Genomic DNA, 24,979 nt, shown 5'->3' with positions numbered 1-24,979 from the left:
TTTACTGGACGTGGTTCAGGGCCAGGTCGAGGGCGTCGAAGTTGCGCAGCCGGCGGCTGCCGGAGATGCCTTCGACCGGACGGTTGCAGATCAGCGGCACGCGCTGCTCGGACACGCCGCCGTGCGAACGCAGCGGCACTTCCAGCGCGGAAAGATCGTGCCGGCTGGCGGACGTGCCGATCACCGTGCTGCGCTCGCTGACGACCACGATGTCGCCGATGCGGTCGGGCGGCAGCTCGAAGCGCTTCGCGGCCTCGGCGCGCGACAGCACGGACTCCATGCCGGGAACCTCCCGGATGCGCAGGATCCATTGCGCCGCGGTCGCCTCGTCGGGCGCATAGACGGTGGCGAAGGAGCCGAGGGCGCCGTGGTGGACCACGTAGGGGTCGGTGATGGGCAGGATGACCCGCGCCTTGCCGGCCCCGTACCAGTCGTCCAGCACGTCCTGCAGGTAGATCACGTTGGGCTTGCCGTCCGTGTCGTGCTTGTCGTTCATGCCATGGTCGGCCGTCAGCACGATGGTGGCGCCGAGTTCGTCGAGCTGCGCCAGGTAGCGGTCCATCATGGCGTAGAAGGCATTGGCGGCCGGGCTGCCCGGCGCGGCCTTGTGCTGCACGTAGTCGGTGGTCGACAGGTACATCAGGTCGGGACGGCGCGTCTCCATCAGCTTGACGCCGGCGGCAAAGACGAACTCGGACAGCTCCGCGCTGTAGACCGACGGCACCGGCAGGCGCACCAGGCCGAGCACGTCCTCGATGCCGTTCTCGGCCAGCGTCACCTGGTCGGCCTTCTCGGAAGAAAAGCAGATCCCTTCCATGCGGTTGCCGAGCAGCTTGCGCAGCTTGTCCTTGGCGGTCACCACGGCCACCTTGGCGCCCGCATCCGCGAACGCGGCCAGCACGGTGCCGGCGCGCAGGTACTTGGGGTCGTTCATCATGACTTCCTCGCCGATCTCGCGGTCGAAGAAGTAGTTGCCGCAGATGCCATGGACCGCCGGCGGCGCGCCCGTGACGATCGACAGGTTGTTCGGGTTGGTGAACGAGGGCACCACGCAATCGGCCAGCAGGTTGGCGCCGGACTTCATGATGCGCCCGAGGTAGGGCGCCACGCCGGCGGCCACCGCGGCGTCGAGGTAGGCGGGCTCGCAGCCGTCGACGCAGACCACCACCACGGGGCGGCTCATCCAGCGGTAGTTCCTGGCATTGACTTCGATCGTCTCCGGTGTCATTTCAAGCTTCCTTGGTGGGTGAGTGAGTCATGGACGGGGGCTGGGCGATGTCGAGGCGGCCGAAGGCCTTGTGCATGCGGGCGCGGCTTCCGGCCACGTGCTTGCGCATCACGCGACCGGCCTGCTCGGCATCGCCGGAAGCGATGGCCTCGACGATCTCGCGGTGCTCGTCGACCGACACGCGCAGCCCGCCGCCGCCGTCGAGCGCGCGCATGCGGAACAGGGACAGCTCCTTGATCAGGCGCTTGTAGGTCTCGGTCAGCTTCTGGCTGCCCGCGGTGTCGAGCAGGATTTCATGGAACTGCAGGTTGAGCTGCGCGTACTGCTCCAGGTCCGAGGCCTGTGCGGCCGACTTCATCGGCTCCAGCATGGCCTTGAGACGAGCGAGCGCATCCGGCGCGATGGCGCGCGTGACGCGCCGGCCGATGATTTCCTCCAGCGCCTCGCGCAGTTCGTAGATCTCGTCGGCTTCCTCGAACGCGATCTCGCGCACGAAGACGCCGCGGTTTTTCTCGTTGCGAACCAGGCCGGCCTCTTCCAGCGCACGCAAGGCCTCGCGGACCGGGCCCCGGCTGGTATTGAAGCGCAGCGACAGCTCGCTTTCATTGATGCGGCTGCCGACGGCCAGCTCGCCCGTCATGATGAGCCGTTCGATTTCTTCCTGCACCAGCATCGGAAGCGAGCTGGACTGCAGGAAAGCCAGCGCCGCGGTCGATTTGTTCGTTTGCATGGGGTGTATTCTTGGCCCCAGATTGCCAACTGTCAACAATTTTTTATTGACAGTCATCAATCGACGTTCTACATTGGATTCACCGACGCACGGCAACGAGCTCGGGCGTGACAAGCCAATCCCCCTACAGGAGTGAACGATGAACGCAAGAAAAAGCACGAGCCGCCTCGCCATGGCGCTGTGCGCCGTGGTGCTGGGCGTCGCCGCCGGCGCCGCGCTGGCACAGCAAAAAACCTCCCTGCTGGTCTACACCGCGCTCGAAACCGATGCGATGAAGCTCTACAAGGACGGCTTCGAGAAAGCCAATCCGGACATCGAGATCAAGTGGGTCCGCGACTCCACCGGCATCGTGACCGCCAAGCTGCTGGCCGAGAAGGCCAATCCCCAGGCCGACGTGGTGGCCGGCGTCGCCGCCAGCAGCCTGGCCCTGCTGGAGCAGGAAGGCATGCTCCTGGCCTACGAGCCGAAGGGCTTCAAGGAACTGTCGCCCGAATACTCGGACAGCAAGCGGCCGCCCGCCTGGGTCGGCATGGACGTCTGGGCGGCCACGGTCTGCTTCAACACGGTCGAGGCAAAGAAGCGCGGCCTGCCCAAGCCGGAGAGCTGGAAGGACCTGACCAAGCCCATCTACAAGGGTGCGATCGTGATGCCGCATCCGGCCTCCAGCGGCACCGGCTACCTCGACGTGGCCGCGTGGCTGCAGATGTGGGGCGAAGCCGACGGATGGAAGTACATGGACGCGCTGCACGAGAACATCGCGCAGTACGTGCACTCCGGCTCCAAGCCCTGCAAGCAGGCCGGCGCCGGCGAGTTTCCGATCGGCATCTCCTTCGAGTTCCGGGCCCACCAGGTCATGAAGTCGGGCGCGCCGGTCGAGCTGGTCTTTCCGAAGGAAGGACTGGGCTGGGACATCGAGGCCACCGGCCTCATGAAGACCAGCAAGAAGATGGAGCAGGCCAAGCGCCTTGCCGACTGGATGGCCAGCAAGGAGGCCAACCAGATCACCGCCAACTGGTGGGCCGTGGTCGCCTATCCGGGGGTGGCCAAGAAGCTCGAAGGCATTCCCGAGAACTACGAAAAGCTGCTGGCCAAGAACGACATCAACTGGGCGGCGAAGAATCGTGAACGCATCCTGGCCGAGTGGAGCAAGCGCTACGAAGGCAAGGCGGAAGCCAAGTCTAACTAGGCTCGCCCCCAGGTTGGCTCACTTCGTGTAGCCGCCCACCCCCTACCGGGGGCAACACCAGCGGCCCGGCAAAGCCGGTTCCGCGGTGGCATTGTTGCTCGCCCCCAGGTTGGCTCACTTCGTGTAGCCGCCCACCCCCTACCGGGGGCAACACCAGCGGCCCGGCAAAGCCGGTTCCGCGGTGTTCCTGGAAGGGGTCCGCGTTTCGTGCGTCTCGGAGTTATCGAAAAATGGATATGACCGCCGCCAAGTTCATCGCAGACGAACTGCAAGCCACCGCCGCGCTGGAAGTCGTCGGAATCCGCAAGGACTTCGAATCCTTCAGCGCCCTGCGCGACGTGCATCTGCGCGTGAAGCCGGGCGAGATGCTGTGCTTTCTCGGCCCCTCCGGCTGCGGAAAGACCACCTTGCTGCGCATCATCGCCGGGCTGGAGACGCAGACCTCGGGACAGATCCTGCAGAACGGGCGGGATGTCTCCTGGCTGCCGCCCGACAAGCGCGACTACGGCATCGTGTTCCAGTCCTACGCCCTCTTCCCCAACCTGACCATCGCCGACAACGTGGGCTACGGCCTGGTCAACGGCAAGGCCAGGAAGGCAGAGATCAAGGCGCGCGTCGACGAGCTCCTCACGCTGGTGGGCCTGCCGACCTCGGGTGCGAAGTACCCGAGCCAGCTCTCGGGCGGCCAGCAGCAGCGCGTCGCGCTGGCGCGCGCGCTGGCCACGCGGCCGGGCCTGCTGCTGCTGGACGAGCCGCTGTCGGCGCTCGACGCGCTGGAACGGATCCGCCTGCGCGGGGAGATCCGCCGGCTGCAGAAGCAGGTCGGCATCACCACCATCATGGTCACGCACGACCAGGAGGAAGCGCTGTCGATGGCCGATCGCATCGTGGTCATGAACCACGGCGTGATCGAGCAGGTCGGCACGCCGATGGACATCTACGAGCGGCCCGCCACGCCTTTCGTCGCCGATTTCGTCGGCAAGGTCAACGTGCTGCGCGGCCACGCGCTGGGCGGCAATCTCTTCCGCGTCGGCGACATGGAACTGCAGTGCGACGCCTGCGACAGCGGCTTCGTGCCCGGCGACGCCGTGAACCTCTACCTGCGGCCGGAAGACCGCATCGCCGAGCACCTGGGGCCCGACACGCCCAACCGCCTGAGCGCGCTGGTCACCAAGGTCGAATTCCTCGGCGGCCTGTGCATCGCCGAAGTCACGGCCGACGAGTTGCACGGCCAGAGCCTCGGCCTGCACTTCTCGCTCAACCAGTTGCACGACCTCGATATTCGCGAAGGCAACCGCATCGACATCGCGCTGCGCGCGAACCGCATCCGGGCTTTCTGCGAGAGGAAGGGAAAGGCATGAACACGCTGGCACGCGTTCATCCGGCGGCCGCCGCCCGGCCTCGCCGCGCCGGCCTGCGCTGGAGCCGCGACGAGCTGATCGCCCGCGCCGTGCTGCTCGCCGTGATGGCGATGCTGTTCGTCTTCCTGATCGCGCCGCTGTTCTCGATCCTGGTCAACGCCGTGCTGGGCAAGGACGGCCGCTTCGTCGGCCTGGCCCACTTCATCACCTACTTCCAGACGCCGAGCCTGATGCGCGCGGCCTGGAACTCGATCTGGGTGTCGACGGTGGTGGTGCTGATCTCGGTGCCCGCGGCCTTCGTCTGCGCCTACGCCCTGACGCGCACCTGCCTGCCCACGCCCTTCAAGGCCACCTTCCGGCTGATCGCGCTGATCCCCTTGCTGGCGCCCTCGCTGCTCTCGGCGATCTCTTTCGTGCAATGGTTCGGCAACCAGGGCGCGCTCAAGTTCCTGCTCGGCGGCGCCTCGATCTATGGCGCGCCGGGGATCATCCTGGCCGAGGTCTACAACACCTTCCCGCACGCGCTGATGATCCTCGTCACCGCGCTCTCGCTGGYCGACGGGCGGCTCTATGAAGCGGCGACGGCGCTGCGCACGCCCGGCTGGCGGCAGTTCACGACGATCACCCTGCCCTCCTGCAAGTACGGACTGATCAGCGCCGCCACCGTGGTGTTCACCTACGTCATCAGCGACTTCGGTGCGCCGAAGGTGATCGGCGGCAACTTCAACGTGCTGTCGGTGGACGTGTTCAAGCAGGTGGTCGGCCAGCACAACTTCTCGATGGGTGCGGTGGTCGGCCTGCTGCTGCTGGTGCCATCCATTCTCTCGTTCGCCATCGACTACACGGTGCGGCGCAAGCTGAAGGCGCAGCTGACGGCGCGCTCGGTGCCGTTCAGCCCCAAGCCGCGCCGCCTGGCCGATTCGCTGCTGGCACTGTTCTGCGTGGGGGTCTGCACGCTGCTGCTGGCCACGATCGGCATGGCGGTCTACACCTCGCTGATCACGCTCTGGCCCTACAACCTGTCGTTCACGCTCAAGCACTATCACTTCGCGCTGGTCGACAGTGACATGGCGGCGGCCTACACGAACAGCCTCATCCTCGCGATCTCCACCGCGATCGGCGGCTCGCTGATCGTCTTCGTGGGCGCCTACCTGATCGAGAAGACGCGCAACCTCGGCCTGATGCGGCGCGCGATGCACCTGATGGCGGTGCTGTCGATGGCGGTGCCCGGCCTGGTGCTGGGCCTGGGCTACGTGATGTTCTTCAACCACCCGGCCAACCCGCTCAACTTCCTCTACCAGACGATGGCGATCCTGATCATGTCGACGATCGTCCACTACTACACCTCGAGCCACCTGACCGCCGTCACCGCGCTCAAGCAGATCGACAACGAATTCGAAGCCGTGTCCGCCTCGCTCAAGGTGCCCTTCTTCAAGACCTTCCTGCGCGTCACGGTGCCGGTCTGCCTGCCCGCCATCCTGGACATCGGCCGCTACTACTTCGTCGTCTCGATGGCCAGCCTGTCCTGCGCGATCTTCCTGTATTCGCCCGAAACCATCCTGGCGTCGGTCGCGATCATGCATCTGGACGAAGCCGGCGACATCGGTCCGGCCGCGGCGCTCGCCAGCCTGATCGTCATCACCTCGGCTGTCGTCTGCGTGGCCTATGCGCTGCTCACGCGCGTGATGCTCGCCCGCACCCAGGCCTGGCGCAACCTGCGACGCGCCTGACCCCCTCGCCTTCATCCGGACCTTCCCTCACCTGGAGACACCATGAGCCAAGCCTCTCACCCGATCCTTCTCACCCCCGGCCCGCTGACCACCTCCGACCGGACCCGGGCCGCCATGCTGCGCGACTGGGGATCGTGGGATTCCGATTTCAACCAGATCACCGCGCGCATCCGCCAGCAGGTGCTGCGCATCGTTCGCGGCGAGGGCACGCACGAATGCGTTCCGCTGCAGGGCAGCGGCACCTTCTCGGTCGAGGCGGCGATCGGCACCCTGGTGCCGCGCAACGGCCATGTGCTGGTGCCGAACAACGGCGCCTATTGCCAGCGTATCGCCCGCATCTGCAAGGTGCTGGGCCGCAAGCTGACGACCATCGACTACACCGAGGACAAGCAGGTGCTGGCCGCCGACGTCGACCGCGCGCTGGCGGCGGACCCGACGATCACCCACGTCGCGCTGGTCCACTGCGAGACCGGCACCGGCGTTCTCAATCCGCTGCACGAGGTCGCGCTGGTGGTGGCCAGGCATGGCCGCGGACTGATCGTCGACGCGATGAGCTCCTTCGGCGCGCTCGACATCGATGCGCGCAAGACGCCCTTCGATGCCGTCATCGCGGCCTCCGGCAAGTGCCTGGAAGGCGTGCCCGGCATGGGCTTCGTGATCGTCAGGCGCAGCATCCTCGAGAAGTGCGAAGGCAACTGCCATTCGCTCGCGATGGACCTGTACGACCAATGGGTCTACATGGAGAAGACGACGCAGTGGCGCTTCACGCCCCCGACCCACGTGGTGGCCGCGCTCGACGAGGCCATCGCGCAGTACGTCGAGGAAGGCGGCCTCGAGGCGCGCGGCGGCCGCTACGCGCGCAATTGCAAGGCCCTGATCGCGGGGCTTGCGGCGCAGGGTTTCCGCAGCTACCTCGACCCGGCATTGCAGGCGCCGATCATCGTCACCTTCCACGCGCCGGACGATCCGAAGTACGACTTCAAGACCTTCTACCAGGAGGTGAAGAAGCGCGGCTACATCCTCTACCCGGGCAAGCTCACGCAGGTGGAAACCTTCCGCGTCGGCTGCATGGGCCACTTCGGCGAGGCCGGCATTCCGGGCGCGGTCGCGGCGATTGCGGACACGCTCGAGGCCATGGGCATCCGGCAGGTGTCGGCGCCCGCCCTCGCTTGAACCGACGCCGGCCTGAGGCGGGGCCGGCGATTCGCCGGACGCCCAGGCCGGTTGCGGTTCAGGCCGGAACGCCGGCCGGCCGGCTTGCGCTCCGCGGGCCCGACACCGCCGGCTGGTAGCGATCGATGGCCAGCCCGTCGGTGCGGATGTCGGGCCGCCGGCCCATGACCTCGTCGGCCACCAGCTTGCCCGAGCCGCAGGCCATGGTCCAGCCGAGGGTGCCGTGGCCGGTATTGAGGAACAGGTTGCCGTAGCGCGTCGGGCCGACGATCGGCGTGCTGTCGGGCGTCATCGGCCTGAGGCCGGTCCAGAAGGTGGCACGCGGCAGGTCGCCACAGGGGAACAGGTCGGTGATGACGCGCTCCAGGGTCTCGCGCCGGCGCGGGTTGAGGCGCAGGTCGAAGCCGCCGAGCTCGGCCATGCCGCCGACCCGGATGCGATCGTCGAAGCGCGTGACCGCCACCTTGTAGGTCTCGTCGAGCACCGTGGACTGCGGCGCCAGCGAGGCGTCGACCAGCGGCACGGTCAGCGAATAGCCCTTGACCGGATACACCGGAATGTCCAGTCCCAATGGCGCGAGGAAGTCGCGCGAATAGCTGCCGAAGGCCAGCACATAGCGGTCGGCGGTGAGCACCTCGTTCGCGGCGCCGCCCAGGCGCACGCCGGTGATGCGGCCGCCGTCGGTGACCAGGCCGTCCACCGACTGATGGAAGCGGAAATCGACGCCGAGCCCGCGCGCGATCGCGGCCAGGCCCTGGGTGAACAGGTTGCAGTCGCCGGTTTCGTCGTTGGGCAGGTGCAGGCCGCCGGCCAGCAGATCGCCGGTGCGGGCCAGGGCCGGTTCCACCGTGGCAAGCCGGCTGCGGTCGAGCAGGGTGTAGGGCACGCCGCACTCCTCGAGCACGGCCAGGTCGCGCTGCACGGCGTCGAGCTGGGCCTGGCTGCGGAACAGCTGCAGCGTGCCTTGCGTGCGCTGCTCGTAGTGGATGCCGGTCTCGGCGCGCAGTTCGCGCAGGCAATCGCGGCTGTACTCGGCCACGCGCATCATGCGTTCCTTGTTGAGCGCGTAGCGTTCGGGCGAGCAGTTCTTCAGCATCTGCGCCATCCAGCGCAGCTGGAACAAGGTGCCGTCGGGCCGGATCGCGAGCGGCGCGTGCTTCTGGAACATCCACTTCAGCGCCTTGAGCGGGATGCCCGGCGCGGCCCACGGCGTGGAATAGCCGGGCGACACCTGGCCTGCGTTGGCAAAGCTGGTTTCCTGCGCCGGGCCGCCCTGGCGATCGATCAAGGTGACCTCGGCGCCATTGCGCGCCAGGTAGTACGCGGTCGTCACGCCGATCACGCCGCCGCCCAAAACGATCACTTTCATCGCCAAACTCCCAGAGAACAGGTAAGGAGTCAATGGTATGAATTCAATCCCGATAAACTCCACTGAAATAATGCCTCTCTGCAGTGATTTCAGCTGCCTTCCTGCCTCCAACCGCCCTCCGGGAGTGAAATGACCGAACTCGACCGCACCGACCGGAAAATCCTCGACATCCTGCAGCGCCAGGGCCGCATTTCGATGACCGATCTGGCCGAGCAGATCGGCCTGTCGACCTCGCCCTGCTCCGAGCGCGTACGGCGCATGGAGCGCGAGGGCGTGATCACCGGCTACCACGCGCGCATCGATCCGCAGGCCGTCGGCAAGACCTTGCTGGTGTTCGTCGAGATCACGCTGTCGTCGAAGTCGGGCGACGTCTTCGACCAGGTGCGCGAGGAGCTGCTGCTCGTGCCCGAGGTGATGGAATGCCACCTGGTGTCGGGCGGCTTCGACTACCTCATCAAGGCGCGGCTGCGCGCCATGAGCGACTACCGCGACCTGCTGGGCGGCCTGCTCAAGAAGCTGCCCGTGACCGCCGAATCGCGCAGCTATGTCGTGATGGAAGAGGTCAAGGAAAGCCTCTACCTGCCGATGGACCGCTGAGTCTGCACCTAGAATCCCGCCCCTCGTCCCCGAACCCCGCCTCCATGAACATCGTCGTCAACGAAGACCTGAAATCCTATATCGACCCCCTGACCCCGGAGGAATACGAAGCGCTCGAGCGCAGCATCCTGGCCGAAGGCTGCCGCGATGCCCTCGTGCTGTGGGGCGAGGTGCTGGTGGACGGCCACAACCGCTACGGCATCTGCCAGAAGCACGGCCTGCCGTTCCAGACGGTGCAGAACACGCGCTTCCAGTCCCTGGAGGACGTGCACCTGTGGATGATCGACCAGCACCTGGGCCGGCGCAGCGTCTCGGACTTCCTGCGCGGCGTGCTGGCGCTGCGAAAGAAGGAGATCGTGGCCGGACGGCAAGCCCGCGCATCCGCGGCCCCGTCCGATGCCGCCGACGATCCGCCCTTCGATGCCGATCCGGCACTGCCGCCGCAAGCGCCCCTGAACAGCCGCGAAGCCATCGCCAAGGCGGCGCGCCTGAGCAGCAGCCAGGTGGTGATGATCGAGAAGATCCAGAAGCAGGCGGCGCCCGAGCTGGTGGCCGCGGTCAAGTCCGGCACGATCTCGATCAATGCCGCGGCGGCCGTGGCCAGCCTGCCGGCCGAAGAACAGGTGGCCGCGGCCAACGGCGGCAAGGACGAGCTCAAGCAGGCGGCGAAGCGCGTGCGCGAGGCCAAGCGCCCCACGCGTGCGGAACCGGAAAAAACGCAGACGTCGGAAGAACCGGACGCCGTCGAGCGGCTGACGCAGCGCGTCGCCGAGTTGACGGCCGAGAACGAAGACCTGCGCCGTCAGGTCGCCGCGCTGCACGCGCTGTTGCAGGCCGCGGAGGCCTGAGCCTCAGGGCGGCAGGGACTCGGCTCGGCGCTCCACCGGCCGGCGAAGCCCGGCCCCTTCGTGAAACACCGCGGAACCGGCTTCGCCGGGCCGCTGGTGTTGCCCCCCGGCAGGGGGGTGGGCGGCTACACGAAGTGAGCCAACCTGGGGGGCGAGCCCTATTCAGCGTTCGGGAAAAACAATTGCTCGCCGCCAATCTTGTAGGCCGCGATGGTCGACTGGCCCACGGGAGAGATGATCCAGTCGACGAACTTCTGCGCGCCCGCGCCGTTGAGCTGCGGGAACTTCGCCGGGCTCACCACCATCACGCCGTACTGGTTGAACAGGCGCTTGTCGCCCTCCACCAGCACCGCGAGATCGGCGCGGTTCTTGAAGCTGAGCCAGGTGCCGCGGTCGGCCAGCACATAGGCGCCGCTCGACGCCGCGATGTTGAGCGCCGGACCCATGCCGCAGCCGCACTCCTTGTAGCCCGTGCCCTTCCTGTCGTTCGCCAGCGGCTGGCCGGCCTTTTCGCCGATGCCGGTCTGCGACCACAGCCGGCGCTCGGCGGCATCGGTGCCGCTCTTGTCGCCGCGCGAGACGAAGGGCGCATTGGAGGCGGCGATCTTCTTCAACGCCGCGGCGATGTCCTTGCCCTTGATGCCGGCCGGATCGCCCTTGGGGCCGACCAGCACGAAGTCGTTGTACATCACCGGGAAACGCCTGGCGGCGAAGCCGTCGGCGACGAACTTCTCCTCGGCCGCCGTGTCGTGCACGAACAGCACGTCGGCATCGCCGCGCTTGGCCATGTCGATCGCCTGGCCGGTGCCGACCGCGACCACCTTGACGTCGATGCCGCTGGCCTGCCTGAAGGCCGGCAGCAGGTGCGAGAACAGGCCCGACTGCTCGGTCGAGGTGGTCGAGGCCATGGTGAGGGTCTCGGCGTGGGCCGACAGCGCGCTCGCCGCGACGACCACCGCGCCCAGCACCGACATCAGGCTTCGGGACAGATTGAACGACTTCATACCAGTTCTCCTTTGACGAACAGACGGGCTTCGGCGGGCAAGGGACCGCCGAAGAAATCCCGGACCGGGAGGTCGGCCAGCACGCGGCCGTGCTCCAGGTAGATGACACGGCTCGCGAGACGCTTGACCTGGCCGAGGTTGTGGCTGGCGAATACCAGCGTGCGGCCCTGCGCGGCCTCGGCGATCAGGGCCTCGACCTCGCGCTTGGCGGTCGGGTCGAGGCTGGCGGTCGGCTCGTCGAGCAGCAGCACGTCCGGGTGCAGCGCCCAGGCCCGCGCGAGCGCCAGGCGCTGCTGCTGGCCGCCCGACAGCGTGCGCGCGTTGCGGCCTTCGAGCTCGGCCAGGCCGACCCGTGCCAGCGCCGCCACGGCCTCGCGCTGCGCCAGGCGCCACGGCACACCGTGCAGCCAGAGCGCCAGCGCGACGTTGTTGCGCACGCTGGCGCGCAGCATGTGCGGCCGCTGGAACAGCATGGCCTGCGCCTTGCGCGGCACCCGGCTCGCGAAGACGCCCGCCGCGTGCGGGACCAGGCCATGCAGCATCCGCAGCAGGCTGCTCTTGCCGCTGCCGTTGGCGCCGATCAGCGCGACCCGCTCGCCGGCATGGATGGTCAGATGGGTGGGCGCCAGCGCCTGCACCTCGCCGAAGCGCACTTCGGCCGCATGGAGACTGAACAGAGGCGTGCCCGCAGCCGGGCCTTTTGCCGTTCGGCTCATGGCGCAACCTCCAGCCGCCGCGCGCCGGCCGCGTCGACCATGCCGCCGTCGACCCGCTCGCGCCAGCCGCGCACCGCCGCGATCGCCAGGTTGAGCACCAGCACCACGGCGAGCAGCACCAGGCCCAACGCCAGCGCCAGGGGCAGGTCGCCCTTGCTGGTTTCGAGCGCGATCGCGGTGGTCATCACGCGCGTGAAGCCGTCGATGTTGCCGCCGACGATCATCACCGCGCCGACTTCCGACACCGCGCGGCCGAAGGCGGCGATCACCACGGTGATCAGCGCATAGCGCTCGTCCGCCACCAGCAGCAGCGAACGCACGAAGTTGCCGGCGCCGAGCGAGCGCAGCTGCTCGCCGTGGGCGCGGTCGGCGTCCTCGATGGTCTGGCGCGTCAGCGCCGTGACCACCGGCAACACGAGGATGGTCTGGGCCAGCACCATCGCCTTGAACGAGAACAGCCAGCCCAGGAAACCCAGCGGACCCGAGCGCGAGAGCAGCAGGTAGATCACCAGGCCCACCACCACCGAGGGCAGCGCCAGCAGCGTGTTGAGCAGCGTCAGCAGCAGGCCGCGCCCCGGAAAACGCGCCACCGCGAGCCAGGCGCCCAGCAGCAGGCCGAAGCCGCAGGCCAGCACGCAGGCCGTCGCACTGACCGCCAGCGAGCGGCCGACGATGGCAAGCAGCAAGGGGTCGGCGGAGACGACCAGGTGCCAGGCGGCAGCGGCGCTGTCGGCGAAGGTGTTCATGCAAGGCGTGGAGCGGGAAGCGGGGAGCGCAGCAGTATGGGCAGGCGTGCGCCGCCAACCTATGCAATCACTTGCATAGGTTGAAGGGCGGCTCTGCATAATCCTCGGTGCTCTCTCTTCTCTTTTCCTCCCTCGTGCAGCAGATCGAACTCTCCTACGCCATCGCACCCCGCCGCCACGGCCGGACGCTGATTCGCAACCCGCTGATGGAGTTGCTGCACGCGGTGCGCGAACACGGATCGATCTCGGCCGCCGCACGGGCCGTGGGCTATTCGTACCGCCACGTCTGGGGCGAGCTCAAGCGCTGGGAACAGACACTGGGGCACCCGCTGGTGACTGGCGACCAGGGCCGCTCGGCCCAGCTCTCCGAGTTCGGCGACAAGCTGCTGTGGGCCGAACGCCAGGCCCAGGCCCGGCTGGCACCCCAGATCGAGGCGCTGCATGCCGACCTCGAACGCGCCTTCGCGCTCGCCTTCGACGACAGCACGCACGTCCTGAGCCTGCACGCCAGCCACGACGATGCACTGGTGCTGCTGCGCGCGCACGCGGCGGCCACCGCCCGGCTGCAACTCGACATCCGCTTCACCGGCAGCGTGGATGCGATCAGCGCGCTGAACCAGGGACGCTGCGTGATGGCGGGTTTCCACACGCTGGAACGGCCGCCGACCGGCTCGCTCGCGCAGCGCACCTACAAGCCGCTGCTCAAGCCCGGACTGCACAAGATCATCGGTTTCGCGCGCCGCACCCAAGGCCTGATCGTCGCGCCCGGCAATCCGCTCGGCTTGCGGAACCTGGCCGACGTCGCCGCCCGCCGCGCTCGCTACGTGAACCGGTCGATCGGCACCGGCACGCGCGTGTTGCTCGATGAGCTGCTGGAGCGCGACGGCCTGACGGCCGACGCCATCGACGGCTATGCCCGGCACGAGCCCTCGCACGCGGCCGCCGCGCATGCGGTGGCCGCCGGCGAGGCCGATGCGGCGCTCGGGATCGAATCGGCGGCGCTCGGCGCGGGCCTGGGCTTCGTGCCGCTGGTGCAGGAGCGCTACCACCTGGCCTGCCTCAAATCGGCGCTCGAACAGCCGGCCATCCAGGCCCTGCTGGTGCTGCTGCGCGGCGCCGCCTGGCAGCACCAGCTCGGCACGCTGCCGGGCTACGAAAGCGCCAGCAGCGGCGAGGTCGAGTCGTTGAGCACGCTGCTGCCGTGGTGGAGCTTCAAGGCGAAAAAGGCCCCCTCGCGCGCCAAGGCGTAGCCCCGGCCCGCGTGCACGCTCAAGCGGGATCGAGCGGGAAGACCGGGCGCCGTACCTTGGAAAACGGAAACAGCCCATAGTCCGAACTCGTCACCCCCGGGCTGTCGCACTCGACCAGCGCGGCGGACAGCGGCTCGAACACCGGTCGGCAGTACATGCGCGACTTGAGCAGCAGGAAGCGCTCGCCGCGCGGATCGAGGCCCGCGCATTCGAAGACACCGATGTCCCAGGGTTCCTGGGTGCGCTCGGTGACGACGATGCGTGCCGCGCCGATGTCGAACAGCACCGTGCGGCCCATGCTGGCGCGCTGGCCGGTGTAGGTGGGACCGGTGATCACGTACTCGCCGTTGCTGATGGTGCGCACCGTGCCTGTCAGCTGCAGCGGCGTCTTCACGAGGCCGATGCCTGCCAGCGACACCTTGTTGCCGAGTGCCACCGTCACCGTCGCGCCCACGCCCGCCGCGATGAGCTCGCTCACGGCCTGCGGATCGCACAGCGGCCCGACGCCGATGCCGTCGAGTCCCTGGGCCAGCGCTTCCTGCAGCACATCCATGGTGTCGCAGCTGCCGCCGGACATGCAGTTGTCGCCATGGTCGAGCAGCAGCACCGGGCGCGTGGCGCCCTGCGCGATCACCTTGGCGCGCGCGATCGATGCCGCCAGGGGTTCACTGCGGTAGACGAAAGCCTCCCGCTCGCTCCACATCTGCGCCGCGATGCGATCGGCCGTGGCCTGGGCGCGCTCGGGCGACTGCGCATCGACCACCACCACGCTCATGCAGGGCGCCTCGATGTCGGACAGCGAGAAGCCCGCGAAGATCGACACCGCGAGCGATTCGGCCTTTTCGGCTTCGCGCGCCGCTTCGATCGCGCGCTGCATCGCGCCGGTGAAGGAGGCGCTGCGCAGCGTGTGCGCCATCAGCGGCAGCGAGTGCCACCGCATCGCGGGTCGGCTCCGACCGGCGAGCAGGTCCAGCAGCAGGCGGCCCGCGTGCTCGCCGGTTTCGTACATGTCGATGTGCGGGTAGGTCTTGAAGCCGACGATCACGTCCGCGTTGCCGACCATCGCCGCCGTCACGTTGGCATGCAGGTCGAGCGCCACGCCGATCGGCACGCCGGGCGCCGCGGCGCGCAGCCGCGCGAGCAGCTCGCCTTCGCCGTCCACGCTGTTCTGCGCCACCATCGCGCCGTGCAGGTCGAGCAGGATCGCATCGCACCCCGGCGCGGCATCGAGGATGCTCTGGCACAAGGTGGTGTAGGCCTGCGCGTCGACCGGCCCGCTGGGATTGGCCGAAGCGGACACCGGCGTGACCAGCGTCGCACCCGCCTGCTCGGCCAGGTCGATGAAGGCCGACATCGCGGTACGCATGCCCTTGTTGTCGCGATAGGCCTGCTCGCCGAAGCTCGGGCCGTCGGGCCCGAAGGCGGCCAGCGGCGTGGGCACGGGCGAGAAGGTGTTGGTCTCGTGATTGAGCCGGGCGATCAGGATTTTCACGATGTCACCACCCCCGCGCTTTGCAGCATCGCCTGCATCAGCACATTGCATCCGGCCTCCAGGTGGTCGGGCTGCGCGTCCTCGATCTCGTTGTGGCTGATGCCGTCGAGACAAGGCACGAAGATCATTGCGGTCGGGCAGACACGCGCCAGGTACACCGCGTCGTGGCCGGCGCCGCTGATCACGTTCATCCAGGTCATGCCCTGCTGCTGCGCGGCGTCGCGCACGGCCGAGACCAGCGCCGGCGCAAAGGCCTGCGGCGGGAAATACACCACCTGCTCGACGCTGAGGTCCACCTTGTGCAGCGCGCCGATGCGCTGAGTCGCTTGCTTCAGCGCCGCGTCCATGGCCAGCAGCACGGTGTCGTCGGCCGCGCGCAGGTCGACGCTGAGCCGCACCCTGCCCGGGATCACGTTGCGCGAATTCGGGTAAGCATCGATCCAGCCGACGGTGCCGCGCCCATGCGGCGCCTGCGCGAGCGCGATGCGATTGACCTCGATCACCAGCTCGGAGGCGGCCAGCAACGCGTCGTGCCGAAGTTCCATCGGGGTGGGACCGGCATGCGCTTCCATGCCCTGCACCACCACGTCGTACCAGCGCTGGCCGAGCGCGCCCTCGACCACGCCGATCACGCGCTCGTTGGCTTCCAGCACCGGCCCTTGTTCGATGTGCGCTTCGAAGTACGCACCCACGGGGGATGCGGCCGCCGATGCGGGCGCCGGGCCGGCATGGCCGATGGCGGCCAGCGCATCGGCCACGCTGACGCCCTCGTTGTCGCGCTGCGAGAGCGCGTGCTCGAGCGTGAAGGCGCCGGCGAAGACGCCCGAGCCCATCATCACCGGCACGAAGCGCGAGCCCTCCTCGTTGGTCCACACCGCCACCTCCAGCGGCGCTTCGGTGACGACCTGCGCATCGTTGAGGCTGCGGATCACCTCGAGGCCCGCGAGCACGCCGTAGTTGCCGTCGAACTTGCCGCCCGTGGGCTGGGTGTCGATGTGGCTGCCGGTCGTGACCGGCGGCAGCGCGTTGTTGCGTCCGGCACGGCGCGCGAAGATGTTGCCGATCTGGTCCACGCGCAGCTCGCAGCCGGCCTCGCGGGCCCAGCGCGCGAAGAGCTCGCGGCCCTGCCGGTCGAGCTCGGTCAGCGCGATGCGGCAGACGCCGCCCTTCTCGGTGGCGCCGAGCTCGGCGAGCTGCATCAGCGAGTTCCAGAGACGCCGGCCGTCGACGCGAAGATGGCGCACGTCCGGTGCGTCGGACACGGGGGAAAGTTCGGGGGATGTAGTCATGGCTTTGCGAGAAAGAGACGGATCGGATGCATTCAGACCAGGCCGACGCCCAGGTAGCGGTCCTTCACTTCGTGGTCGGCGACGAAGTCCGCGTTGCCGGCCTCGTGCACGATCACGCCCTGCTCCAGGATGTAGTGCCGGTCGGCCAGCTGCACGCAGACCTCCAGGTTCTGCTCCACCAGCAGGATCGCCACGCCGGCGGCCTTGATCAGCTTCAGCTGGGCGACGATCTCTTCGACGATCACCGGCGCCAGGCCTTCCACCGGTTCGTCGAGGATCAGCAGGCGCGGGTGGTTCATCAGCGCGCGCCCGATGGCCAGCATCTGCTGCTCGCCGCCCGAAAGCTGGCCCCCGCCGTTGCGGCGCCGCTCCTTCAGGCGCGGAAAAATGCGGTAGATGTCGTCGAGCTGCCAGGGCGAATCGCGCCGCTGGCCGAGCAGCAGGTTCTCCTCCACGGTCAGCAGCTTGAAGATGCCGCGGTGCTCGGGCACCAGGCAGACGCCGCGGGCCGCGATGCGGTGCGGCGGGAGACCCGCGATGTCGGCCCCCTGGAACCGCACGCTGCCGCGGGTGGGTGTGACGGCGCCGGCAATGCTCTTCAGGGTGGTCGACTTGCCCGCGCCGTTGCGGCCCAGCAGCGTGACCACCTCGGCCTCGCCCACGGTCATCGAGACGCCCTGCAGCACGTGGCTCTTGCCGTAGTGGCTGTGCAGGTTCGCGACTTCGAGAATGCCGCTCATGCGCGCCCCCCGGTGATCATGTTGCCGAGGTAGGCCGTGCGCACGCGCGGATCGGCGCGGATGTCGCCCGGCAATCCCTCGGCCAGGACGCGGCCCTGCTGCATCACGGTGACGGTGTCGGAGATGTCCATCACGATGTTCATGTTGTGCTCGATCAGCACCACGGTGTGCGCGTCGCGCAGGCCGCGGATCAGTTGCTTCATGTCGTCGAGGTCGTCGATGCCCATGCCCGAGGTCGGCTCGTCGAGAAAGATCGCCTTGGGCCGCGCCGCCAGCGCCATGCCGACTTCGAGGCGCCGCTGCTGGCCGTGCGAGAGCACGCTGGCCGGCGTGTCGGCCAGCCGCTCGAGGCCGATGCGCTGAAGCACTTCCGCCACGGTGTCGGCGCAGGACAGTTCGCCGACCGGCGCGCGCCAGCAATTGAGCGCGCGGCGCGGCGTCACGCCCTGCGCCGCGAGCCGCAGGTTCTCGCGCACCGGCAGGCTGGCGAACAGGCTCGTGACCTGGAAGGAACGCGCCATCCCGCGCTGCACCCGGCGGTAGTCGGGCTCACGCGTCACGTCGTGGCCGTCGAACACGATGCGTCCGCCCGTCGTGGTGCCGGTGCCCGTGAGCATGTGGAACAGCGTGGTCTTGCCGGCGCCGTTGGGGCCGATCACCGAATGCACGGTGTTGGGCAGGATCCGGAGGTCCACGCCGCCGAGGGCGGCGAACTTGCCGTAGTGCTTGGTGACACCGACGGCTTCGATCAGTGCGGTCTGCGTCATGCCTTCTCTCCCTGTCCGGCCAGGACCTCCGGCTGCGGCACCTGCGGCGACCTGCGGAACAGGCGGCGCCACGCGCTTTCGCCCAGCCCCCAGAGGCCGCGCTGCATGCCGATGCTCACGCCGATCAGCAACAGCCCCAGCAACAGCAGCCATCGCGGCCACAAGGACGAGAGCCAGTCGGCCAGCAGCACATAGAAAGCCGCACCCAGCACCGAGGCGAAGAGGTTGCCGGTGCCTCCGATCACGGTGATGACCAGGATCATCTCGCTCGTGTGGTATTCGGCATTCGAAAGCGGCGCGATGCCGGTCATCATCGCGTGCAGCCCGCCCGCCAGGCCGGTGACCGCGCCCGAGATCACGAAGGCCAGCAGCTTGAAACGCCGGAGGTTGTAGCCCACCGCGGCGGCCCGGTCCTCGTTGTCGCGGATGGCCAGCAGCGTGCGGCCGAAGATCGAATCCGACACGCGCAGCAGCAATCCGAACGCAATCAGGAACACCACGGCGACGAAGGCGTAGTACGTCCACGGCGTGTCCATGGACCACAGCGTGCGGCCGAACAGCGACAGCGGCGGACGCGGCACGTCGAGCAGGCCGTTGTCGCCGCCCGTGAGATCGGTCGCCGTGTAGGCCAGGAAGTAGAACATCTGCGCGAAGGCCAGCGTGAGCATCACGAAGTAAGTGCCGCGCTGGCGAATCGCGACCCAGCCGACCAACGCGGCGCCGACCGCGCCCATGGCGGTCGCCGCGGCCAGCGCGACCGGCATCGGCAATTGCAGGCGCGTCAGCAGCAGCGCCAGGGTGTAGCTGCCCAGGCCGAAGAAGATGCCCTGCCCGAACGACAGCAGGCCGGTGTAGCCCAGCAGCAGATTGCAGCCCAGTGCCGCCAGCGCGTAGATCAGCACCTCGCTCGCGAGCGACCCCGAGCGCAACACCAGCGGCAAGCCGAGCGCAACCGCCAGCGCCAGCAGGAACGTGATTTTTCTTGGCATGGTTTTCATCCTCGACGGCCGAGCAGGCCATGCGGGCGCAGCAGCAGCACGGCCGCCATCGCGATGTAGATCATCAGGCTCGCACCGGGCGGCCAGAGGGTGCTCATGAGGCTTTGCACCACGCCGATGAGCAGCCCGCCCACCAGCGCGCCGCCGAAGCTGCCGAGCCCGCCGATCACCACCACCACGAAGGCGACGCCCAGCGCCTCGACCCCCATGAAGGGCTCGGCGCCGCGGATCGGCGCGGCCAGGACGCCGGCCAATGCGGCCGTCGCCGCACCCAGCGCGAACACCAGGCTGAAGACGCGGAACACGTTGATGCCCAGCAGCGACACCATCTCGGTCGATTCGCTGCCCGCACGGACCGCGCTGCCCAGCCGTGTGCCCTCGAGCACCCACCACAGCAGCACCGCCAGCACGGCCGTGAAGCCGATCACGAAGAGCCGGTACTTGGGATAGACGAAGGCGCCCCACATGACCACGCCCTGCAGCAGGTCGGGCGTGGGCACGCTGTTGCCGAGCGGCCCCCACAGCACGATCACGACTTCCTGCGCCGCGAGCGCAAGGCCGACGGTGACGAGGATGTGGAACTCGTGCGCCTTGGCGTAGACACGGCGCAGCAGGAGCTTCTCGGCGGCCCATCCCAGCGCGCCGACGAACAGCGGCACCAGCACCAGCGCGGCCCAGAAATCGAGGCCCCACTGCATGGCCTGGAAGCACAGGTAGGCACCGAGCAGATAGAAAGCCCCGTGGGCGAAGTTCACGAAACGCAGCAGGCCGAACACGATGGACAAGCCAACGGCCAGCAGGAAATACAGCATGCCGATGCCGATTCCGTTGAGGGTCTGGAGCAGGTAGACGGTCATGTGAGCGACGTAGGGCGCGCCAACGGGTAGCGCATGGAAAAGAGTCCTCTGGGGTCAGGCCAGCCCGCCGCCGGGCCGCCCCAAGGCGGGCTGCACCCCCTCGGGGGGCAGCGAACCACACGAAGTGGGGAGCGTGGGGGCCACATTCTTTAGCCCAGTTTGCAGCCGGTCTTGTCGATCGGAAGGAACGACTTGCCCAAGCTGACCACGTCGACGAAGTCGGCCGGATTCTTCATCTTCGACTTGGCCTTGCCCTTGAGCAGGTAGTAGTCCTTGATCACCTGGTGATCGGCCTTGCGGATTTCCTCGATCCCGGTCAGGCCGTCGAACTTCATGCCTTCGAGCGCCGCGATCACGGCCTTCGGGTCGACCGTGCCGGCCTTGACGATGCCGTCGAGCAGGATCTTGGTGCCGACGTAAGAACTCGCGAGGCTGTAGTTGGGCACGATCTTGAGCTTGTCGGCGGTGCGTTTGACGAGGTCGCGGTTGAGCGGCGTGTCGGCCGTGTGCCAGTACTGGGCGCCGAAATAGACGCCATCGCACAGGTCCGCGCCCAAGGACTCGAACTGCTCCAATCCCGAAGCCCAGGCCATCAGGATCGTCATGTTCTTGTTCATGCCGAAACTCACCGCCTGGCGCAGCGCATCGGACGACTGCGCACCAAAGTTGAGCAGAAGCAGCACGTCGGGCTTGGCGGCCGCCGCATTGGTGAGGTAGCCGCTGAACTCCTTCTCGTTGAGCGAGTGGTAGCTGTTGCCCACGTGCTCGATGCCCTTCTCCTGGAAGATCGCCTTGGCTGCGCCGAGCAGGCCCTCGCCGAACACGTACTGCGGCGTGATGGTGTACCAGCGCTTGGCGTTGGGCAGCGCGGCCGCCAGCGGACGCACCGTTTGCTCGATGGCACCGAAGGTGGGCACCGACCAGCGGAAAGTGGCGCTGTTGCAATCCTTGCCGGTGATCTCGTCAGCGCCGGCCGAGGTCATGAAGAGCCCGCCGGCCTTCTCGACTTCCTTGCCCATCGCCAGCGCTTCCGACGACAGGATCCCGCCCACGAAGAAGCGCACGCCCTGCTGCTGCGAGGCCTCCTGCACCTTGCGCACCGCGGTCGCCGGCTTGCCTTCGGTGTCGAGCACCGTGTAGGCCAGGGGCCGATTGAGCACGCTGCCGTACTGTTCGATGGCGAGCTTCATGCCCAGGTCGGAGAACTTGCCGTTGGCCGCGAAAGCCCCCGACATCGGCACCGGACAGCCGAAGCGGATGGGGTCCGCCGATTGGGCAAAGGCGGCGCGGCCGGCGAGCAGGGAGGCGGGCGCGGCCGAGAGGGCGGCCAGTTGGAGAAGTTGTCTGCGTTGCAATTGAGCGCTCCGATCGTGGTGTGAAGTGAAGAAATGGCTTCCGCGAGCTGCGGCGATTTAACTGGATAAATTGGATTAATATGCTAGTAAAAACCCGTTAGCAATCGCCGTGCCTGCATTCATCCCTCCTCCCCAAGAAAGCGCCTTCGCAAGCGCCAGTAAGATCGCGCGCTGGTGCGCATCTCCCGATGGGCATGGAGCGTGCGCATGACAGTGGGCCAACACCGTCCCAAGCGGCAAAAGCTCTCGGACGTCATCGTCGAAGACGTGAAGCGATGGATCGTGGCCGAGCGCAAGCAGCCCGGCGACCGGTTACCGAACGAGAAGGAACTGATCGAGCTCTTCGGCTATTCGAAGAGCACGGTGCGCGAGGCGCTGAAGGCGCTGGAGGTGCGCGGGCTGATCTCGATCCGGACCGGGCCGGGCGGCGGCGCCTACCTGCAGCAGGTGTCGGTCGATCACGCCTCGGAGCCGCTGCGCAACTTCCTGCACTTCCATCACCTGGACGGGCATCACATCTACCAGTTGCGCAAGGCACTGGAGCCCGAACTGGCCGTGAGCGTGGTGGGCCGGCTGACGCCGCAGCAGATGGTGCGCCTCGAAGAGAACATCCGCCTGTGCACCCACGAGCCGACCTCGGAAGATGAACTGCGCATCCAGCGCGAAGCCGAACTCGCGTTTCACACCATCCTGGCCGAAAGCTGCCCCAATCCGGTGCTCTCGTTCATGTGCCGCTTCCTCAACGACCTGCTGCGCGACCTCGTGGTCTACAAGAAGGCGCTCGACCATCACCACTTCGGCGAGGCCAATGTCGACTATCACACCAAGCTGCTGGCGGCCTACCGCAACGAAGACGCCGAGACCGTGCGCCGCCTGATGGCCCAACACATGATCGACGCGGAAATCCACAACCACGAGATGGAAGCGCACATCGGCGCCAAGCGTCTGCTGCTGCCGAGCGGCCAGCGTTGAACGGAGCGTGGGGGCTCACAGGCCGGCGCCGGGCCGCCAGCGCGGCGAAGTCCGCGCTTCGCGCCGACGGGCGGCCTGCTGACGCCCCCTCGGGGGGCAGCGACCCACACGCAGTGGGGGAACGTGGGGGCCATCCGGGCCGGCGCCGGGCCGCCCCAAGGCGGCCTGCGGCCCCCTCGGGGGGCAGCGACCCACACGAAGTGGGGGAGCGTGGGGGCTATTTCACCCGCGCGGATCCAGCACCACGCGGCCCTGAATGATGCCGCGACGCATCGCGTCGAAGACCTCGTTGATCGCCGACAGCGGGCTCGATTCCACGCGGCAATGCAGCAGCCCGCGGGCCGCGAGATCGAGCACCGCGCGCAGGTCCTCGCGGGTACCGACCGCCGAGCCGATCACATGCGCCTCGCTGCCCACCAGGGCCAGGGCGGAGAACCGCAACGGCTCGGCCGGCAGGCCGATGACGCACAGCGTGCCGCCCGGCCGCAGGATGCTCATCGCCGCGTCGTAGGCGACGTGGGCCGCCGAGGTGACGGCGGCCACGTGCGCGCCGCCCCGCTTGCGGATCAGCGCCAGGGCCTGCGGGTCGGTGGCATTCAGCGCATGGTCCGCGCCCAGTTCGCGCGCCAGCGCCAGCTTGGCCTCGCTGACGTCGAGCGCGAAGACCTCGGCGCCCAGGGCGCGGGCGATCTGCACGGCCAGATGGCCGAGCCCGCCGACGCCGAACACGGCCACGCGCTGGCCGGCGGCAACATGCGCCTTCTGCAGCGCGCGATAGCTCGTGACCCCGGCGCAGAGCAGCGGCGCGGCCTGCTCGGCGCTCAACGCATCGGGGATGCGCACCGCGTAGTCCGCGTTCGCGCACATGAACTGCGCATACCCGCCATCGACCGACATGCCGGTCACGGCCGCACCCTTGCGGCACAGGTTCTCGTTGCCTTCGAGGCATTGCTCGCAACGGCCGCAGGCACGGTAGAGCCATGGCACCCCGATGCGGTCGCCGACCTTCAGCACCGTCACGCCGCCGCCGAGGCCGACGACCTTGCCGACCACCTCGTGCCCTGGAATCACGCGTGCCTTGGTCAGCGCGCGGAAGCCCGGCAGGTCGCCGTCCGCGATGTGCAGGTCCGAATGGCACACGCCGCAAGCCAGCACTTCGACCAGCACCTCGCCGGCGAGCGGCTGAGGGACGGGCACCTCCTCGATCGCCAGGGGTTTGCCGAATTCGTTGAGCACCGCCGCTTGCATCATGAAAGTCTCCTGGTGAAAGGCGCTCACAGCGCGCAGGTCCTGAAGCCGAAGAAGCCGTCGTCGCGATCGGGAAGCGCGAAGCCGCGGCGTTTCAACGAGCGCAGGCGCGCCCGGGTCGCGAAGGAGGCGCCGCGCAGCACGCGGGCCTGGCCGAAGGCGGGCCCGGGATCGAACTCCGTGCCCAGGCTCCACGGGTCGGCACGGAAGCCGGGCCAGGCCTGCAGCGTGCCCGCGGTCCACTCGTGCACGTCGGCCCAGCGGAAGCCGCGGCGGGAGGCGGTGTGGGCGGCGATTTCCCATTCGACCTCGGTTGCCACGCGCCGGCCGGCCCAGCGCGCCCAGGCATCGGCCTCCCACCAGGCGACGTGAACGGCGCTGCGGTTGCCCGCTGCGCGCACCGTACGGCCGAACTGCTGCAGCAGCACCGAGCCCCCGGTGCCATGGCGCGCCCCGCCGATCTGTTCCACGTGACGCGGTCCGCGCCGCCCTTCGGCCTGCTGCGTCAGCCACGCCACGCCTTCGGGGCGCCAGAATTCGGGCCGGTCGTAGCCGCCGTCATCGACGAACTCGACGTACTGGCTCCAGGTGACAGGCTGGGCATCGATCTCGAACTCGGGCACCTCGACGCGCTCGCAACCGCGCTCCTGCGCGAAGGCGAAGCCGGTCTCCGCCAGGCCGAGTTCCCAGGCGGTCGCGGGCACGGAGAGCGGCGGCCGCGTCACCGCGGCCGGCGGCATTTCGACCGCCAGCGGCAGGCCGAGGGTCTGCGCCATCACCAGCAGTTGCTCGCCGCGCAGGTCTTCGTGAAACAGCGCCAGGCGATAGAAATAGAGCCCGGCGTCGGTCTCGGCCGCATGCTCGAGCAATTCGAGCGTGCTTTCGAGGGTGTCGAGCAGGTAGGCCTTGGTCTGCGCCAGATCCGGCAGGTCGGGCGCGTCGCGGTCGGCCGGCGCGCGCTGCGAGGGATTCCACCACGCGTCGGCCCGCGGCTCGATCGCGGCCAGCCGCGTCGGGCGCACCGGGCAATCGGCGCCGAAGGCGCGCTGCGTATTGCGCGCGATCCACCACTCGGAGAACCAGCCGAGATGTCCGGCCAGCCAGACCGGCGGATCGACACTTTCGATCCGGGGCACGGCCAGCGTGGACGCACCCAGCGCCTGCTCGTAGAGCGACAGCAGATGCAGCGTGTGGTTGCGCGCGTCGATCAGCGCCAGCGACAGCAGCTCACGGCCGGCCCGGCGCATGTCCGGCGAGTCGATCGAATACGGCAGGCCGGGCGTGCCGAACGGCGTCGATGACGGCGGACTCGAAGGCATCGCG

Annotated in this window: 23 protein-coding genes; 8 read left to right on the top strand and 15 right to left on the bottom strand. The window is 68.3% G+C overall.

The features are described 5' to 3' along the window. Position 1: 1 nt before the first annotated feature. Together phnA and AC1D2O_RS16605 are read right to left on the bottom strand one after the other, a co-directional pair. Positions 2-1,228, bottom strand: coding sequence for a phosphonoacetate hydrolase (phnA, locus tag AC1D2O_RS16610; RefSeq protein ID WP_478089078.1), 1,227 nt, complete (start codon positions 1,226-1,228; stop codon positions 2-4). Position 1,229: 1 nt separating this feature from the next. Continuing rightward, positions 1,230-1,958, bottom strand: a complete 729-nt coding sequence (locus AC1D2O_RS16605) for a phosphonate utilization associated transcriptional regulator (RefSeq protein WP_478089079.1) — start codon at positions 1,956-1,958, stop codon at positions 1,230-1,232. Positions 1,959-2,097: 139 nt separating this feature from the next. Here AC1D2O_RS16605 and AC1D2O_RS16600 point away from each other — a divergent pair, with 139 nt between their 5' ends. From AC1D2O_RS16600 to AC1D2O_RS16585, 4 genes are all read left to right on the top strand, one after another. Then, complete coding sequence (locus AC1D2O_RS16600) at positions 2,098-3,144, top strand: putative 2-aminoethylphosphonate ABC transporter substrate-binding protein (RefSeq protein ID WP_478157510.1); 1,047 nt, start codon at positions 2,098-2,100, stop codon at positions 3,142-3,144. A 230-nt stretch (positions 3,145-3,374) separates the two neighbouring features. Further along, positions 3,375-4,505 (top strand): putative 2-aminoethylphosphonate ABC transporter ATP-binding protein, encoded by a 1,131-nt coding sequence (locus tag AC1D2O_RS16595; protein ID WP_478089081.1) that lies wholly within the window; start codon positions 3,375-3,377, stop codon positions 4,503-4,505. After that, complete coding sequence (locus AC1D2O_RS16590; RefSeq protein WP_478157508.1) at positions 4,502-6,235, top strand: putative 2-aminoethylphosphonate ABC transporter permease subunit; 1,734 nt, start codon at positions 4,502-4,504, stop codon at positions 6,233-6,235. The genes AC1D2O_RS16595 and AC1D2O_RS16590 overlap by 4 nt, the downstream gene beginning before the upstream one ends. Before the next feature lie 42 nt (positions 6,236-6,277). Further along, positions 6,278-7,408 carry a 2-aminoethylphosphonate--pyruvate transaminase gene (locus tag AC1D2O_RS16585; protein ID WP_478157506.1) on the top strand — a complete coding sequence of 377 codons (1,131 nt, stop codon included), beginning with the start codon at positions 6,278-6,280 and terminating at the stop codon, positions 7,406-7,408. A gap of 58 nt (positions 7,409-7,466) precedes the next feature. On the opposite strand, the gene AC1D2O_RS16580 is transcribed toward AC1D2O_RS16585, so the two are convergent. Beyond that, positions 7,467-8,777, bottom strand: coding sequence for a D-amino acid dehydrogenase (locus AC1D2O_RS16580; protein WP_478089084.1), 1,311 nt, complete (start codon positions 8,775-8,777; stop codon positions 7,467-7,469). A 129-nt stretch (positions 8,778-8,906) separates the two neighbouring features. Between AC1D2O_RS16580 and AC1D2O_RS16575 the strand changes: the two genes are divergently transcribed. Further along, positions 8,907-9,374 carry a winged helix-turn-helix transcriptional regulator gene (locus AC1D2O_RS16575; protein ID WP_478089085.1) on the top strand — a complete coding sequence of 156 codons (468 nt, stop codon included), beginning with the start codon at positions 8,907-8,909 and terminating at the stop codon, positions 9,372-9,374. A gap of 44 nt (positions 9,375-9,418) precedes the next feature. Further along, complete coding sequence (locus AC1D2O_RS16570) at positions 9,419-10,222, top strand: ParB N-terminal domain-containing protein (protein ID WP_478089086.1); 804 nt, start codon at positions 9,419-9,421, stop codon at positions 10,220-10,222. A 158-nt stretch (positions 10,223-10,380) separates the two neighbouring features. Here AC1D2O_RS16570 and AC1D2O_RS16565 read toward each other — a convergent pair whose 3' ends face one another. From AC1D2O_RS16565 to AC1D2O_RS16555, 3 genes are read right to left on the bottom strand one after another with little or no spacing between them, the layout of a single operon-like run. Further along, a complete protein-coding gene (locus AC1D2O_RS16565) occupies positions 10,381-11,226 on the bottom strand; it encodes an ABC transporter substrate-binding protein (protein ID WP_478089087.1) in 846 nt (281 codons plus the stop codon). Further along, positions 11,223-11,942, bottom strand: a complete 720-nt coding sequence (locus AC1D2O_RS16560; protein WP_478089088.1) for an ABC transporter ATP-binding protein — start codon at positions 11,940-11,942, stop codon at positions 11,223-11,225. The genes AC1D2O_RS16565 and AC1D2O_RS16560 overlap by 4 nt, the downstream gene beginning before the upstream one ends. Further along, positions 11,939-12,688, bottom strand: coding sequence for an ABC transporter permease (locus AC1D2O_RS16555; protein ID WP_478089089.1), 750 nt, complete (start codon positions 12,686-12,688; stop codon positions 11,939-11,941). Before AC1D2O_RS16555 ends, AC1D2O_RS16560 begins: the two co-directional genes overlap by 4 nt. Before the next feature lie 134 nt (positions 12,689-12,822). Between AC1D2O_RS16555 and AC1D2O_RS16550 the strand changes: the two genes are divergently transcribed. Then, on the top strand, positions 12,823-13,938 hold the full coding sequence (locus AC1D2O_RS16550) for a substrate-binding domain-containing protein (RefSeq protein WP_478089092.1): 1,116 nt from the start codon (positions 12,823-12,825) through the stop codon (positions 13,936-13,938). Positions 13,939-13,957: 19 nt separating this feature from the next. Here the strand turns inward: AC1D2O_RS16550 and AC1D2O_RS16545 are convergent, their stop codons facing one another. The 7 genes from AC1D2O_RS16545 to AC1D2O_RS16515 form a co-directional block, all read right to left on the bottom strand. Beyond that, complete coding sequence (locus AC1D2O_RS16545) at positions 13,958-15,430, bottom strand: M81 family metallopeptidase (protein ID WP_478089090.1); 1,473 nt, start codon at positions 15,428-15,430, stop codon at positions 13,958-13,960. Further along, entirely contained in the window at positions 15,427-16,719 is a 1,293-nt protein-coding gene (locus AC1D2O_RS16540; RefSeq protein WP_478157504.1) for a Zn-dependent hydrolase, read from the bottom strand. Before AC1D2O_RS16540 ends, AC1D2O_RS16545 begins: the two co-directional genes overlap by 4 nt. A gap of 32 nt (positions 16,720-16,751) precedes the next feature. Further along, on the bottom strand, positions 16,752-17,459 hold the full coding sequence (locus AC1D2O_RS16535; RefSeq protein ID WP_478088611.1) for an ABC transporter ATP-binding protein: 708 nt from the start codon (positions 17,457-17,459) through the stop codon (positions 16,752-16,754). Further along, positions 17,456-18,226, bottom strand: a complete 771-nt coding sequence (locus AC1D2O_RS16530; RefSeq protein WP_478088613.1) for an ABC transporter ATP-binding protein — start codon at positions 18,224-18,226, stop codon at positions 17,456-17,458. Before AC1D2O_RS16530 ends, AC1D2O_RS16535 begins: the two co-directional genes overlap by 4 nt. Then, positions 18,223-19,215 carry a branched-chain amino acid ABC transporter permease gene (locus AC1D2O_RS16525; RefSeq protein WP_478088615.1) on the bottom strand — a complete coding sequence of 331 codons (993 nt, stop codon included), beginning with the start codon at positions 19,213-19,215 and terminating at the stop codon, positions 18,223-18,225. The genes AC1D2O_RS16530 and AC1D2O_RS16525 overlap by 4 nt, the downstream gene beginning before the upstream one ends. Before the next feature lie 5 nt (positions 19,216-19,220). Beyond that, positions 19,221-20,081 carry a branched-chain amino acid ABC transporter permease gene (locus AC1D2O_RS16520; protein WP_478088617.1) on the bottom strand — a complete coding sequence of 287 codons (861 nt, stop codon included), beginning with the start codon at positions 20,079-20,081 and terminating at the stop codon, positions 19,221-19,223. A gap of 149 nt (positions 20,082-20,230) precedes the next feature. Then, positions 20,231-21,436, bottom strand: a complete 1,206-nt coding sequence (locus tag AC1D2O_RS16515) for an ABC transporter substrate-binding protein (RefSeq protein ID WP_478088619.1) — start codon at positions 21,434-21,436, stop codon at positions 20,231-20,233. A 207-nt stretch (positions 21,437-21,643) separates the two neighbouring features. On the opposite strand from AC1D2O_RS16515, the gene AC1D2O_RS16510 reads away from it, so the two are divergent. Continuing rightward, positions 21,644-22,408 (top strand): FadR/GntR family transcriptional regulator, encoded by a 765-nt coding sequence (locus AC1D2O_RS16510; protein ID WP_478088622.1) that lies wholly within the window; start codon positions 21,644-21,646, stop codon positions 22,406-22,408. A gap of 222 nt (positions 22,409-22,630) precedes the next feature. Here the strand turns inward: AC1D2O_RS16510 and AC1D2O_RS16505 are convergent, their stop codons facing one another. Together AC1D2O_RS16505 and AC1D2O_RS16500 are read right to left on the bottom strand one after the other, a co-directional pair. Further along, a complete protein-coding gene (locus AC1D2O_RS16505; protein WP_478088623.1) occupies positions 22,631-23,659 on the bottom strand; it encodes an alcohol dehydrogenase catalytic domain-containing protein in 1,029 nt (342 codons plus the stop codon). Between the two features lie 23 nt (positions 23,660-23,682). After that, on the bottom strand, positions 23,683-24,975 hold the full coding sequence (locus AC1D2O_RS16500) for an SUMF1/EgtB/PvdO family nonheme iron enzyme (RefSeq protein ID WP_478088627.1): 1,293 nt from the start codon (positions 24,973-24,975) through the stop codon (positions 23,683-23,685). Between the last annotated feature and the right edge of the window lie 4 nt (positions 24,976-24,979).

Source organism: Variovorax sp. P1_G12, from assembly GCF_056405555.1.
The sequence above is the reverse complement of the archived record's forward strand: the minus strand, read 5'-3'. Positions and strand labels throughout refer to the sequence as shown.